Here is a 13,083-nt window from a genome sequence, read left to right as displayed (position 1 = left end):
CCGCCGGGCCCGCGTGACCCCCTCGATCACGCGGGCCCGGCGGGCGACGCCGGGCTCCGTTCTACCTCCCCCGCCGAGCCCCTCGCGAACCCCCGGTCCTTCCGGTCGCGCGCCACCGACCCGCCCAATCGGGATTTTCAACTTGATTGGCGATTTTCTGAATAATTCCCTTAAAAGGGTGAGAAATTCAGAACTGCTGTACGTCCGGCGCGCACTGGATCAGACTTGTCGCCATGGTCGCCGGCCGAACCCGACCTCGCTGGCTGTTACCCGGCATGGTGATCGCCCTGGGGTGGGCGATCATCCTCTTCGTGCTGGCGGCGCTGAGGACGAGCGGCCCGTCGCAGTTCGCGGCCTCCCTGGGAATCGCGGCGGGCGTCCTCAGCGCGATCGCCACGCTCTGGGCCGCGATCTACGAGCCCCGCAGGTTCTCGGGCTTTCCGGAGCTGTCGGCCCGGTTCAAGTCCGGCCTGGTCGTGGGCCTCCTGGCCGCCGACGCGGCCGTCTCTTCGGGCTGGGCCGGGTGGTCCCTCTACCGGGCCAACCGGAACATCGACGTGCTGGCCGACGTGCGCCTCGGCGGCGGCGAGAAGATCAGGCCGGGCGGGCACGCGACCCTGGACCTCGAAACGATCACGGTCAGGCGCCGCCATCTCGTGCTGACGTTCGACATCGCCGACTCCAACGCGGCGATCGGGACCTGCGTCCCGTCGACCGCCCTTTCGGTGACCGCGGAGACCGAGGGCAACCGCCGCCCGGCGGTCAGGGTGCTCCCCGGCGCCCCCGCCGAGATCGCCCTGGCGTCCGGGCTCAGGAAAGTGCATCTGGAGATCACGGTGGCCAACGAGCGCGACAAGAACTGCCTCATCGACCTGCGTGTCACACGAGCGGTGCTGGCGAACTAGGAGGGAAGGTGGCGGTGATGCGGCGGATCCTGCTCTGCTTCGTCCTTCTCTTAGCGGCGGGCTGCGCGCGTGGCTCTGAGGAGAAGGACACGATATTGCGCGACCGGCTGACCGTGGGGGTGGCCAACGACGGCCCCGGGTTCGCCGCGGGCACGACCAACCTCTCCGGTTTCGACATCGATCTCATGAAGTTCCTCGCCGACAGCCTGGGCCTTCCCTACGCCCCCACGATCCTCACCTCCCGCGACCGGATAGGTTTCCTGAAGGCCAGATCCGCGAACCTGGTCGTGTCGAGCTTCTCGATCACCAAAGAGCGCAACGACATGGGGATCGACTTCGCGGGGCCGTACATCGTGAGCGACCAGGCGCTGCTCGTCCGCGTCGGCGACCACCGCATCACCGGCCTCGCATCCGTGCGGAACAAGAGCGTCTGCACGGTGGGCAGCACCACCGGATCGGAGGTCGACATCCCCGGGGCGAGAATGGGGACGCGGAAGCCGACCACCACGGCGTGCACAGCCGAGATGGACAAGCACAACGCGGACGCGGTGTTCAACGACACGCTCATCCTGTACGGCTTCCTCCAGGCCAACCCGGGGCGCTACCGGGTGGTGCTGCCCGGCACTTTCGGCCAGCTCCAGTACTACGGCGTGGGATTCCTCGCCGGACATCACGACGATTGCCTCAAGCTCAACGAGAAGATCCGGCTCTTCCTGAGGGAGAAGTGGCGGGGCGTCTTCCAGACCCAGCTTCCCCAGGCCGCCAAGGCGTATCCGGGCGGCGACACCAGCAAGGGCGACTTCGAGAGCCAATTCAAGCCCAAGGAAGCGGACATCACCTCGCTGTCCTGCAAACTCTGAGCGGTGTCAGCGGATCGGGCCCAGGCCGTCGACGAGGATGGACGTGGTGCGCGCGATGACGGATTCGTCCGCTTGGCCCTGGGCGTCATCCCGGTTGGTGTAGATGGCGATGATCAGCGGCGCGTGGTGCGGGGGTGTGACGACGGCGATGTCGGCGGCGGTGCCGTAGGTCGAGCCCGTGCCGGTCTTGTCGCCGACGGCCCAGCCCCGGGGGACACCGGCGCGGATGCGCGCACCGCCGGTGGTACTGGCGCGCAGCCAGCCGTCCAGCCGCGCCCGGTCCGGCGGCGCCAGCGCCCGGCCGGTGGTGAGGGCCGCCAGGTCACGGCCCACGGTGGCGGGCGTGGTGGTGTCGCGTTCCTGGCCGGGCCTCCAGAGGTTGAGGTCGGTCTCGTACCGGTCGAGCCTGGACACCGGGTCGTTGAGCGAGCGCAGGAAGCGGGTCAGCCCCGCCGGTCCGCCGATCTGCCCGAGGAGGACGTTCGCGGCGGTGTTGTCGCTGCGGGTGACGGCCGCGTGGCACAGCTCGGCGACGGTGAGGCCGTCCTCGACGTGCTCGCCGGTGACCGGGGAGTTCGGGAGCAGGTCGTCCTTCGTCCAGCGCAGGCGCCGGTCGAGCAGCCCGGGGTCGGACCGGCGGGCCTTGCGCAGGATCGCGCCGCAGGCCATCGCCTTGAACGTGGACGTGAACGGGAACCGCTCGGCCGCCCGGTACGCGACGGCCCGGCCGCTCCCGGTGTCGAGCGCGAACGCCCCGACGCGTCCCTTGTACGACCGCTCCAGCTCGCCCAGTCTCAGGGCGACGGAGTCCTGCGCGGTCAGGTGGGACGCCGCGCTCCGCGGGACGGCCGGGGCGGGCGAGGAGCCGCACCCGGAGAGGCCGAGCCCCAGGGAGGCCGCGAGCGTGACCGGGCCGAGGAGCGTCCTGAGCCGAGCTGATCTGCGCATGGGAGGAGCACAGCAGAGGCCCGCGCGCGATGTCCACTCGTGACATCGCGGGCGGGGCGCTATCAGAAAGCCGGTCGTGCGAGGTCAGGACGTCTTGCACGTCGTCCCGACGGCACTGACGTTGCGGTGGCCCGGATAGGCCCACCGGCAGACGTTCGCCAGGTTCACGTGCATTCCGCCGGGTTTGTAGCACCAGAAGTTGCCCTCGCTGCCACCGCTTTCGGAGTACCCCTGGGCGAGGCAGTAGCGGTGCACGTCGTCGGAGGACACCCGTCCGAGCACCTTCGGGGCCGAGGAGCGCGGCTCCCCGTTGCTCGCCTGGGGCGTCGGCGTCCGGGACACGGCCGGCCGCGGGGACTCCCGCTTCCCCGTGTCCCGCTTGCCCGCGCCGGCCGACGGCGCCGCCGGGGACCTGGCGGGCGGACCGGCCCTCGCGGTCGCGGACCGGCCCGGCGAGGCCGGGCCGCGGGGCGACGGGCCCCAGAAGTCGGTCGAGGCGGAGGAGTCCCCGCCCCGGTCGGCGACGAGGACGGCGTACCCGGCACCCAGGAGCGTGGCCAGGGCGAGGGCGGCGCCCGCGGCGCGGACGGCGAGCACGGCACGGCGGCGCCCGTGGTCGGCCTTCGCCGGGCCCTCTGGCCCGCCGTGTTCCGTCGGCTGCCCCGGCCCGCCGTGTTCCGTCGGCTGCTGTTCTGGGCCGCCGGGCCCCGTCGGGTGTTCCGCGCTCTCGTGTGCGGTCGCCCGCGGCGTCCCGACCTGCCACGCCGGGCCCGTCAGCGCCCGCAGTCGCTCCCCGACCTCGGCGGCGGTCGGGCGCAGCGCCGGGTCCTTGGCCAGGCAGCCGCGGACGATGCCGCCGAGACGGCCGTCCAGGGCGTCCAGGTTCGGCTCCTCGTGCAGGATCGACTGCATGACCGCGGGGATCGACTCGCCGTAGAACGCCCGCTTCCCGGTGGCGGCGAAGACCATCGTCGCGCCCCAGGCGAACAGGTCGGCCGCCGGGCCGACCTGGTCGCCCGCGATCTGCTCGGGCGCCATGTAGCCGGGGCTGCCGACGGCCTGGCTCGTGATGATCGACAGGGTGGCGTCCAGCGCCCGCGCGAGCCCGAAGTCGATCACCACCGGGCCGTCCGGGCCGAGCAGGACGTTGCCCGGCTTGAAGTCCCGGTGGACGACGCCCGCCTGGTGGATCGCGGCGAGCGCCGTGGCGGTGTTGAGCGCCAGCCGCTCCAGCGCCGCGCCGCCGCGCGCCCCGCCGCCCTGGACCGACACCTGGAGCGACGGCCCGTCCACGAACTCGCTGACGATGTAGGGCTGCTCGTTCTCGATGCCGCTGTCGAGCACCTGCGCCGTGCAGAAGGGAGCGACCCTCTTGGCGATGTCGACCTCGCTGAGGAAACGGGCGCGGGCCCGCTCGTCCACGACGAGGTGGGGGTGCAGTAACTTGATCGCCACCCGCGGCCCCGGCGCGGCGCTGCCGACGTAGACCGTTCCCTGACCGCCCGCGCCGAGACGGCCTTCGAGACGGTACGGGCCCACCGTCTCCCAGTCATTGGGTTGCAGGGCCCTCCACTTGGGCACATCGCCTCCAATGTCCGGTTCAGGCGAGATCCTAGCCGGGGAACCGGCGGCGGCCGGGTCCCCGCGGGCGCGGAGAGGGGTTCGGCCGGGGGCCTACGGGACGGCGGCGACCCCGCAGTAGTGGGGGACCTCCTCCTGCGGCCAGGGTGAGGGCTCGGGACGCCACAGGGAGCAGGAGACCACGCCGGGGTCCAGCAGCCGCGTCCCGGCGAAGAGGGCCTCGATCCGCTCGGGGGAGCGGGCGCAGATGGGCGTGCCGCCGCGTTCCATCACCTCCCGGACGGCCCGGCGCATCGCCTCGCCGTCCAGGTTCTCGGTGGTGGCGTCGCAGGTGTGGGAGATGACCAGGAAGCTGCCCGGGGCCAGCGCGCTCAGGACCCCCTCGACGACCTGGCGCGCCTCGACGTCGTCCAGGACGTGGTTCAGCACGCCCAGCAGCATCAGCCCGACCGGGCGGTCGAAGTCCAGGGTCCGGGCGGCCTCCGCCAGGACGGTCCCGGTGTCGCGGATGTCGGCCTGGATGTAGTCGCACGAGCCCTCGGGGCTGCTCTGGAGCAGCGCCCGCGCGTGCAGGAGCACCAGCGGGTCGTTGTCCACGTAGACGATCCGCGAGCCGGGCGTCGCGCGCTGGGCGACCTCGTGGGTGTTGTCCACGGTGGGAAGCCCGGTCCCGAGGTCGAGGTACTGGTCGATGCCCTCGCGGGCCAGGAACCGCACCGCGCGTCCCAGGAACGCGCGGTCGTTCCTGGCGGACGTGACGATCCCCGGGAGGATCCGCAGGACGGCGTCGCCGGCCTCCCGGTCGACCGGGAAGTTCTCCTTGCCTCCCAGCCAGTAATCCCAGATACGGGCCGAATGCGGCACGCTCGTGTCGAGCTGCGACCGGGCGTCGTCGGGCATGAGCACTGCTCCCACGGCGTCGAGGAATGGATGACCGTCCCATGATGCCGGAAAGATCCCCTGCCACATCTGCCGCAACCGCCACCTGCCTGTGACAGGCTCCTTCGCCACGGGCCCGCGCGACGGCCGTTCGCGCGCTCAGGTGAGGAAGCCGAGCAGGTGGCGCGCGGTCTCGCCGGGCGCCTCCTCGGGGAAGAAGTGCCCCGCCTGGATCGAGGCGCCGCGGACGTCGTCGCACCAGGCCCGCCAGATCTCCAGGGGGTCGTACCAGGCGGCGACGGCGCCCGTCCGGCTCCACAGGGCGAGCGCCGGGCACTCCACGCGCCGCCTCCCGCGGTCGGCCTCGTCGTGCTCGTGGTCGAGGGTCGCGGCGGCGCGGTACTCCTCGCAGACGGCGTGGACACGGGCCGGGTCGCGGAACGTCTCGGTGTACGCGGCGCGGACCGGTGCGGGGAAGGCGTCCGGGACGTCCGACCAGGAGTCCAGCATGTGGTCCACGATCAGCTCCGGCTCGCGCGCGATCAGCCGTTCGGGGACGGGCTCGGGCGCGGCGAGGAAGGACCAGACCCAGAACCCGAGGGCGAACTCCTTGCCGGCGCGGTCCCAGGCGTCCCCGGTCGGGACGACGTCGAGCACCGCCATCCGCGTCACGGCCGACGGGTGGTCCAACGCCATCCGGTAGGCGCAGCGCGCCCCCCGGTCGTGCCCGACGACGGCGAACCGGTCGTGGCCCAGCGCCCGCATGGCCTCGACCTGGTCGCGCGCGATCCGGCGCATGGAGTAGGGGGCGTGGTCGGGGGCGCTCGGCGGGACGCCGCTGCCGCCGAACCCGCGCAGGTCGGTGGCGACGACCGTCAGATCCCCGGCCAGCAGGGGCGCCACCTTGTGCCACATCAGGTGCGTCTCGGGGATGCCGTGCAGCAGCAGGACCGGCGGCCCCGACCCGCCGCGGACGCCGTGGACGGTCGTCTCCGCCGTCGCGACGTCGAACTCCTCGAATCCGTCGTACACGCAAGGCCCCCTCGGATCGCGGCATCGAAGATCGGCTCGCCCCCGCCGCGATCGTACGCGCGCGCCGGTGCGTCGGCCGGGAACCGGGGGGTAGGGGAGGCGAATGGAACCAGCTGACGACCGGACGCTTCTCGGGATCTACCTCAACGACCATCTGGCCGGGGCCGCGGCCGGTGTGGAACTGGCCCGCAGGGTGGCGGCGACGCATGACGACCCCGGCGGGCGGCTGCGGGGGCTGGCGGACGACATCGCCGCCGACCGCGGGGCCCTGCTGTCGATCACCATGTCGCTGGGGATCCCCGTCCGCCGCTACAAGAGCATGGCGATGTGGGCCATGGAGAAGGCCGGGCGGCTGAAGTTCAACGGCCGCCTGCGGAGCCGGTCGCCGCTCAGTGACCTGCTGGAACTGGAGGCCATGCGCGTCGCTGTCGAGGGCAAGGCGGCGTGCTGGCGCACCCTGCTGACCCTCGCGGACGACGAGCCGGACCTGGACGCCGCCGAGCTGCGGGTACTCGAAGGACGCGCGCAGGCCCAGATCCTGCTCCTCGAAGAACTGCGGGTGGAGGCGGCCGGGAAGGCGTTCCGCGGGACGGGGGCCGCGGACGACACCGGCCCCGCCGCGTGACCGGGCCGTCGATCCGGCTCTGAGCCGATACTCAGCCGACACTGATCAGACACTGACCGGGCGCTGACCGGGCGCTCACTCCCAGTGTGTCCGGACGTCCTTTTGCGGTCATCCGCAATCACCCATTGACAGGGCCCCCTGAGCAGGCGCAAGATCCATCAACACGAGTTGCCAACACGAGTTGAACAAGGGAGCCCATGGTCACCCGCCGTGATGTCGCGCGTCGCGCCGGCACATCAGAAGCCGTGGTGAGTTACGTCCTCAACGACGGCCCCCGCAATGTCGCGCCCTCGACCAGGGAGCGGGTGCTCGCCGCGATCAGCGATCTCGGCTACCGCCCGAACGCGGTGGCGCGCTCGCTGCGGAGCAGCCGGACGACGACCCTCGGGCTGGTCGTGCCCGACAACGCCAACCCCTTCTTCGCCGAGCTGGCGCGGGAGATCGAGGACGTGGCGTTCGAGCACGGCCACACCCTGCTCCTCGCCAACGCCAGGGACGACGACGAGCGCGAGGTCGCCCAGGTCCGCACGCTGCTGGACCGGCAGGTGGACGGGCTGATCCTCATCCCGTCCCACGGCCCGGGGGCGTGGCGGGCCGAGCTGGCGCACGCCCGCATCCCCTGCCTCGTGGTGGACCGGGAGATCGAGGGCACCAACGCCGTCCAGGTCCTGGTCGACAACGAGGGCGGCGCCGCGCGGGCGGTACGGCACCTGATCGGCCACGGCCGGACCCGGATCGGCTGCGTGGCCGGGCCGGACGGCTTCCACCCCACGGTGGACCGGGTGAACGGCTGGCGGCGGGCGCTGTCCGAGGGCGGCCTGGATCCGGCGGCGGTGCCGGTCGAGCACGCCCCCTTCGGGCGCGCCGAGGCGTACCGGGCCGGGCGGCGGCTGCTCGCCTCCCGCCGCGACGTCGACGCGCTGTTCGTGACGAGCGACGAGCAGGCGATCGGGGTGCTCCGCGCGGCGGCCGAGCTCGGCGTCGCCGTCCCGGACGACCTGGCCGTGTTCTCCTTCGACGGCGTCGCCCTCTCGGCCTACGCGGTCCCGTCCCTCAGCACGATGCGCCAGCCGTTCGAGGCGCTCGGCCGGACGGCCGTGGAGATGCTCCTGGCCCGGCGCGATCCCCGGGAGGAGGCGCCCGGCGCCCCGCCCGAGCGGATCGTGCTGGAGACGGAGCTGGTGGCGCGCGGCTCCTGCGGATGCGCCGACCCGGCGGGCGGCGATCACGGCATCGAGCCGCCGGACACCGGGACGGCGTCCGGCGACGGCGCGGGGGGCGCGTCATGAGCGGACCGGTGCGGCTGCTCGTGGTCGGCAGCCTCAACATGGACCTGACGGTCACCGTGCCCCGCCTGCCCGAGTGCGGCGAGACCGTGCTGGGCGGCGACGCGGCGCGGACCCCCGGCGGGAAGGGCGCCAACCAGGCCGTCGCCGCGCGGCGCCTCGGCGCCGAGGTCCGCATGGTGGGCCTGGTGGGCGACGACGTCTTCGGCGACCAGCTGCGCGAGGCGATCGCCGCCGAGGGCGTCGACGTGGCCGGCGTGGAGACCGCCGCGGACGCCGCGACCGGCCTGGCCATGATCATGGTCCGGTCGGACGGCGAGAACGCCATCGCGGTCGCGCCGGGCGCCAACGCGGCGCTCGGCCCGGACACGGCCCGCGACGCGGCCGGCGGCGGCGCGGAGAAGGCGCTGCTGCTGCAGCTGGAGATCCCCGTGGACGCCTGCGAGGCCGCGGCGGCCGAGGCGCGGCGGCGGGGGATGCTGGTCGTGCTGAACGCCGCCCCCTCGCCGCGGGCCGTCGACGCGCGGATGGCGCGGCTGCTGCGGCTGGTGGACCTGCTGATCGTCAACGAGGGTGAGGCGGCGGCGCTGTACCAGGCGCTGCGCCGCTCCCCGGGATCCGGCGCGCCCGGCCACGACGGCGTTCACGACGGCCTGCACGACGGCGTTCATGCTGGCGTGCAGGACGGCGTGCAGGCGCCCGGGCGGGACGGCGCGGCCGTCGCGGAGGCGCTGCGGAGCCTCGGCCCGGACCGGGTGGTGGTGACGCTCGGCGCCGACGGCGCCGCGGGAGCCGGGCCCGATGGAACGTTCCGTGTTGCGGCCTTCCCCGTGACGGCTGTCGACGCGGTCGGCGCCGGGGACGCCTTCTGCGCGGCGCTGGCCATCGCGGTCGCGGACGGGACGTCCCTGCCCGCGGCCGCACGGCGCGCGTGTGCCGCCGGTGCGCTGGCCGTGACCCGGCGCGGCGCCCAGGGCTCCCTTCCCCGCGCCGCCGACGTGGACGCGCTCCTCGCCGGCGAGCCGGCCGGGAGGCGGTGACCATGCGTCCCGGCGGACTGTGGCACCCGCGCCTGCTGGAGATCCTGGCGGCCGCGGGCCATACCGACCTCGTCGTGGTGGCCGATCCCGGGCTGCCGGTGCCGCGCGGCGTGGAGACGGTCGACCTGGTGTGGCGGCGCGGCGAACCGCGCTTCCTGCCCGTCCTGCGGACGGTCCTGGAGGAGTTCACGGCCGAGGCGGCCGTGATCGCCGAGGAGGCCGCCGACCCGGCCCTGCTGTCCGGGCTGGACGAGGAGCTGGCGGCGATCCCCGTGACCCGGGTGTCGCACGAGCGGCTGAAACGCATGGTCGCGGACGCGCGCGCGGTCGTCCGCACCGGCGAGGCAACCCCCTACGCGAACGTCGTCCTGCGCGCAGGCGTCCCGTTCGCGCCCACCCCACGGTAAGGAGAGAACCCGATGGCAGGACGAGCATTCCTCATCGGCCTGGTCGGCCTCGGCCTCGCCGCGTCCTCCGCGGCCTGCGGGCAGGAGGGCGACGGCGGCTCGGCGGGCCCGCCCAAGTCCGGCAAGCCCAAGGTGTGCCTGGTCATGAAGTCGCTGGCCAACGACTTCTTCCAGGGCATGCGCGACGGCGCGGTCGCCCACGCCAACAAGCGGGCGGACCTGACCCTGGAGGCGGTCGGCACGCAGAACGAGACCGACATCGACGGCCAGGTCGCGGCCGTGGAGAAGTGCGTGACCCAGCGGGTGTCGGCGATCGTCATCGCCCCGGCCGACTCCCGCGCGCTCATCGCGCCGCTGAAGCGGGCGATGTCGTCCGGCGTGAAGGTCGTCAACATCGACGTCAAGCTCGACGAGGACGCCCTGAAGGGCGCGGGCGCGCAGGTGCCGTTCGTCGGCCCCGACAACCGCGAGGGCGCCCGGCTGGCGGGCGCCGAACTGGCCAAGAAGCTCGGCAAGGGCGGCAAGGTCGTGATGCTGGAGGGCAACCCGGGCGCCGCCAACGCCGAGCAGCGCGCCCAGGGGTTCAAGGACGCGGTGGCCCAGGGCGGCCTCAAGCTCCTGGACTCCAAGACCGCCCACTGGGAGACCGACGAGGCCCACACCGTCATGGGCAACATGCTCACCGCGCACCCCGACGTGCAGGGGGTGCTCGCGGCGAACGACTCGATGGCGCTCGGGGTGCTCAAGGCGATCCAGGACGCCCACAAGACCAACGCGATCAAGGTCGCGTCCTTCGACAACATCCCGGCGATCCAGCCGGGCCTGAAGGACGGCAGCGTCATCGCCACCGTCGACCAGTTCGGCTCGGCGCAGGCCGCCGTCGGCATCGACTACGCCATGCGGATGATCAAGGGCGAGAACATCACCGGCTGGCAGAAGACCCAGATCAAGCTGATCACCGCGGCCGGGCAGAGCTGACCGCCCGGTCCCCCGTGGCCCCGCCACCCCACCCGCACCGCACGGAAGGAAAGCACGCATGGACGCGCTTCTGACGGCCTCCGGGCTGGTCAAGCGCTACCCCGGCGTCACGGCGCTGGACGGCGCCGACCTCGACGTCCGGCCCGGGGAGGTCCACGTCCTGGTCGGGGAGAACGGCGCCGGGAAGTCGACGCTGGTCAGGTGCCTGACCGGCGTCGAACGGCCCGACTCCGGGACGATGACGCTCGCCGGGGCACCGCACGCCCCGGCGAGCGCCGCGGCCGCGCTCCGCGCCGGGATCCAGGTCGTCCACCAGGAGCTGACCCCGATCCCGGGGCTGACCGTGGGGGAGAACCTGTTCCTCCAGCGGCTCCCGCGCCGGTTCGGGGTCGTGGACCGCCGCACCCTGGACCGCGAGTGCCGCGTCCTGCTCGCCGAGGTCGGCCTGGACGTGCCGCCGCACACCCGGATGGAGCGGCTCGGCATCGCGCAGGTGCAGCTCGTCGAGATCGCCAAGGCCCTGTCCCGGGAGGCGCGGCTGCTCGTCCTGGACGAGCCCACGGCCACGCTGACCAGCAGGGAGAGCGGGCGGCTCTTCGAGATCCTGCGGCGGCTCACCGGACGCGGCGTCGCGGTCGTCTACATCTCCCACCATCTGGAGGAGCTGTACGAGATCGGCGACCGGGTGACCGTGCTCCGCAACGGCAGGCACGTCACGACCAGGCCGCTGAGCGAGGTCGAACCGGCGGAGCTGGTCCGGCTGATGGTCGGCCGGGACCTGGACCAGGAGTTCCCCACCAGGGAGCCGTCCGAGCCCGGCGAGGAACTGCTGCGGGTCGAGGGCCTGCGGGTGCGCGGCACCCCGGCCGGCCCGCCGGGGACGGACTCCGGCGGCGTGTCCTTCGCGGTCCGCTCCGGCGAGATCGTCGGGGTGGCCGGGCTCGTCGGCGCCGGGCGCAGCGAGACCATGCGGGCGCTGTTCGCGGCCGATCCGTCCGACGGGGGCCGGATCGAGGTCCGGGGCCGCCCGGCGCGCATCCGCCATCCCCGGCACGCCGTCGCGCGGGGGATCGGCCTGCTCACCGAGGACCGCAAGGCGCAGGGCCTCGCGCTCAGCCTGCCGATCACCGCGAACATCAGCCTCGCCAGCCTCGGCCGGGTCTCCCGCGCGGGGCTGCTGCGGCACGGCGCCGAGACCCGGGCGGCCGAGACGATGGCCGGGCGGCTGCGCATCAGGTCCGCGGGCGTCCGGCAGGTCGTCCGGACCCTGTCGGGCGGCAACCAGCAGAAGGTCGTGCTCGCCCGCTGGCTCCAGGCCGGGACGGACGTGCTGATCATCGACGAGCCCACCCGCGGCATCGACGTGGGCGCCCGCTACGAGATCCACCGGCTGCTCATGGACCTCGCCGACGAGGGCCGGGCGCTGCTCGTCGTCTCCTCGGACCTGCCCGAGTTGATCGGCGTCTGCGACCGCATCCTCGTGTTCTCCCGCGGCCGGGTCGTCGCCGACGTGCCCCGCGCCGAGTTCGACGCCGAGCGCATCCTCACGCTCGCCTACTCCGGATTTCTCCAAGGAAAGGAGGCCGACCGGCCATGACGAACGCCGCCGCCCCGGTGGTGAAGGCGAAGCCCGCCGCGCGGACCCCGCGCTTCGCCCGGCAGATCATGGGCGAGGCCGGCATCGGCATCGCCCTGGTCCTGCTGACGCTCATCTTCGCGCTCACCGCCGGCGACTTCGCCACCACGCAGAACCTGCGCAACATCATGACCCAGATCACGCTGAACGCGATCCTCGCGGTGGGGATGACGTTCGTGATCCTCGTCGGCGGGATCGACCTGTCGGTCGGCTCCGTGCTGGCGCTGTGCGCGGTGGTCGCCGGCACCGTGATGACCGACGGCGGCCTGCCGGTGCCGGCGGCGATCCTGCTGGCCCTGCTGGCGAGCGTCGCCATCGGCGCGGCGTGCGGGTTCGTCAACGGCGCTGTGTCCGAGCGCTGGAAGGTGCCGTCCTTCATCATCACGCTCGGGATGCTGTACGTGGCGCGCGGCGCCGCGCAGGAGTTCACCGACGCCAAGACCATCTACGACCTTCCCCGGCAGTTCAACGACTTCGGGACCCTCACCATCCTGTGGGTCCCGGCGGTGTTCTGGGTCGCGCTGATCCTCGCGGGCGCCGGCTGGTTCGTCCTCACCCGGACGGTCTTCGGGCGCCTCGTCTACGCCGTCGGCGACAACGAGGAGGCGGTGCGGCTGTCGGGGCACCGTACCGGCGTCATCAAGGTGCTCGCGTTCGTCATCGCGGGCCTCACCGTCGGCGTCGCCGCGCTCACCTACATGGCGCGGCTCAACATCGCCAGCCCGATCCTCGGCCAGGGCTACGAGCTGAACGCCATCGCCGCCGTCGTGATCGGCGGCGCCAGCCTCAGCGGCGGCCGCGGCTCGATGATCGGGACGTTCCTGGGCGCGTGCCTGCTCGGCGTGCTCACCAACGGGCTCCTCCTGCTGGGGGTGTCCGACTTCCAGCGACTCATGATCACAGGGG

At 73.1% G+C, this 13,083-nt stretch carries 12 protein-coding genes and 1 pseudogene; 9 read left to right on the top strand and 4 right to left on the bottom strand.

Annotation, left to right across the window (positions count from 1 at the left end; genetic code table 11):
• Positions 1 to 275 precede the first annotated feature (275 nt).
• Positions 276 to 905 (top strand): hypothetical protein, encoded by a 630-nt coding sequence (locus AGRA3207_RS13920; protein WP_231335044.1) that lies wholly within the window; start codon positions 276 to 278, stop codon positions 903 to 905.
• A 17-nt stretch (positions 906 to 922) separates the two neighbouring features.
• The gene (locus AGRA3207_RS13915) at positions 923 to 1,765 is read left to right on the top strand and encodes a transporter substrate-binding domain-containing protein (protein WP_231336287.1); all 843 of its coding nucleotides are present in this window, start codon (positions 923 to 925) and stop codon (positions 1,763 to 1,765) included.
• A 6-nt stretch (positions 1,766 to 1,771) separates the two neighbouring features.
• Here AGRA3207_RS13915 and bla read toward each other — a convergent pair whose 3' ends face one another.
• The 4 genes from bla to AGRA3207_RS13895 form a co-directional block, all read right to left on the bottom strand.
• Positions 1,772 to 2,713, bottom strand: coding sequence for a class A beta-lactamase (gene bla / locus AGRA3207_RS13910; protein WP_231335043.1), 942 nt, complete (start codon positions 2,711 to 2,713; stop codon positions 1,772 to 1,774).
• A gap of 84 nt (positions 2,714 to 2,797) precedes the next feature.
• Positions 2,798 to 4,294, bottom strand: coding sequence for a serine/threonine protein kinase (locus tag AGRA3207_RS13905; RefSeq protein ID WP_231335042.1), 1,497 nt, complete (start codon positions 4,292 to 4,294; stop codon positions 2,798 to 2,800).
• A gap of 93 nt (positions 4,295 to 4,387) precedes the next feature.
• Positions 4,388 to 5,194, bottom strand: coding sequence for an SAM-dependent methyltransferase (locus tag AGRA3207_RS13900; RefSeq protein WP_231335041.1), 807 nt, complete (start codon positions 5,192 to 5,194; stop codon positions 4,388 to 4,390).
• A gap of 138 nt (positions 5,195 to 5,332) precedes the next feature.
• Entirely contained in the window at positions 5,333 to 6,205 is an 873-nt protein-coding gene (locus AGRA3207_RS13895) for an alpha/beta hydrolase (protein ID WP_231335040.1), read from the bottom strand.
• A gap of 103 nt (positions 6,206 to 6,308) precedes the next feature.
• Here AGRA3207_RS13895 and AGRA3207_RS13890 point away from each other — a divergent pair, with 103 nt between their 5' ends.
• The 7 genes and pseudogenes from AGRA3207_RS13890 to AGRA3207_RS13860 form a co-directional block, all read left to right on the top strand.
• Positions 6,309 to 6,830: a hypothetical protein gene (locus AGRA3207_RS13890; RefSeq protein ID WP_231335039.1), complete on the top strand. Its 522-nt coding sequence runs from the start codon at positions 6,309 to 6,311 to the stop codon at positions 6,828 to 6,830.
• 248 nt (positions 6,831 to 7,078) lie between these two features.
• Positions 7,079 to 8,119 carry a LacI family DNA-binding transcriptional regulator gene (locus AGRA3207_RS13885; protein ID WP_231335038.1) on the top strand — a complete coding sequence of 347 codons (1,041 nt, stop codon included), beginning with the start codon at positions 7,079 to 7,081 and terminating at the stop codon, positions 8,117 to 8,119.
• Positions 8,116 to 9,156 (top strand): ribokinase, encoded by a 1,041-nt coding sequence (locus AGRA3207_RS13880; RefSeq protein WP_231335037.1) that lies wholly within the window; start codon positions 8,116 to 8,118, stop codon positions 9,154 to 9,156. Before AGRA3207_RS13885 ends, AGRA3207_RS13880 begins: the two co-directional genes overlap by 4 nt.
• Positions 9,157 to 9,158: 2 nt before the next feature.
• Complete coding sequence (gene rbsD / locus AGRA3207_RS13875) at positions 9,159 to 9,563, top strand: D-ribose pyranase (protein WP_231336286.1); 405 nt, start codon at positions 9,159 to 9,161, stop codon at positions 9,561 to 9,563.
• A 12-nt stretch (positions 9,564 to 9,575) separates the two neighbouring features.
• Complete coding sequence (locus AGRA3207_RS13870; RefSeq protein WP_231335036.1) at positions 9,576 to 10,541, top strand: sugar ABC transporter substrate-binding protein; 966 nt, start codon at positions 9,576 to 9,578, stop codon at positions 10,539 to 10,541.
• Positions 10,542 to 10,599: 58 nt separating this feature from the next.
• Entirely contained in the window at positions 10,600 to 12,138 is a 1,539-nt protein-coding gene (locus AGRA3207_RS13865; RefSeq protein ID WP_231335035.1) for a sugar ABC transporter ATP-binding protein, read from the top strand.
• Positions 12,135 to 13,040 (top strand): annotated as a pseudogene (locus AGRA3207_RS13860) (ABC transporter permease); the annotation flags it as partial. The gene AGRA3207_RS13865 and the pseudogene AGRA3207_RS13860, both read left to right, overlap by 4 nt.
• Positions 13,041 to 13,083: the final 43 nt, after the last annotated feature.

This window comes from Actinomadura graeca (genome assembly GCF_019175365.1).
GTDB classification, from domain to species: Bacteria; Actinomycetota; Actinomycetes; order Streptosporangiales; family Streptosporangiaceae; genus Spirillospora; species Spirillospora graeca.
This window is presented reverse-complemented; position numbering and strand designations above follow the sequence as displayed.

Bases quoted from the DNA above. Each gene is read 5' to 3' on its own strand.
- AGRA3207_RS13920 (WP_231335044.1), top strand. From the start codon at position 276: ATGGTGATCGCCCTGGGGTGGGCGATCATCCTCTTCGTGCTGGCGGCG.
- AGRA3207_RS13915 (WP_231336287.1), top strand. From the start codon at position 923: ATGCGGCGGATCCTGCTCTGCTTCGTCCTTCTCTTAGCGGCGGGCTGC.
- bla (WP_231335043.1), bottom strand. From the start codon at position 2,713: ATGCGCAGATCAGCTCGGCTCAGGACGCTCCTCGGCCCGGTCACGCTC.
- AGRA3207_RS13900 (WP_231335041.1), bottom strand. From the start codon at position 5,194: ATGCCCGACGACGCCCGGTCGCAGCTCGACACGAGCGTGCCGCATTCG.
- AGRA3207_RS13890 (WP_231335039.1), top strand. From the start codon at position 6,309: ATGGAACCAGCTGACGACCGGACGCTTCTCGGGATCTACCTCAACGAC.
- AGRA3207_RS13880 (WP_231335037.1), top strand. From the start codon at position 8,116: ATGAGCGGACCGGTGCGGCTGCTCGTGGTCGGCAGCCTCAACATGGAC.
- rbsD (WP_231336286.1), top strand. From the start codon at position 9,159: ATGCGTCCCGGCGGACTGTGGCACCCGCGCCTGCTGGAGATCCTGGCG.
- AGRA3207_RS13870 (WP_231335036.1), top strand. From the start codon at position 9,576: ATGGCAGGACGAGCATTCCTCATCGGCCTGGTCGGCCTCGGCCTCGCC.
- AGRA3207_RS13865 (WP_231335035.1), top strand. From the start codon at position 10,600: ATGGACGCGCTTCTGACGGCCTCCGGGCTGGTCAAGCGCTACCCCGGC.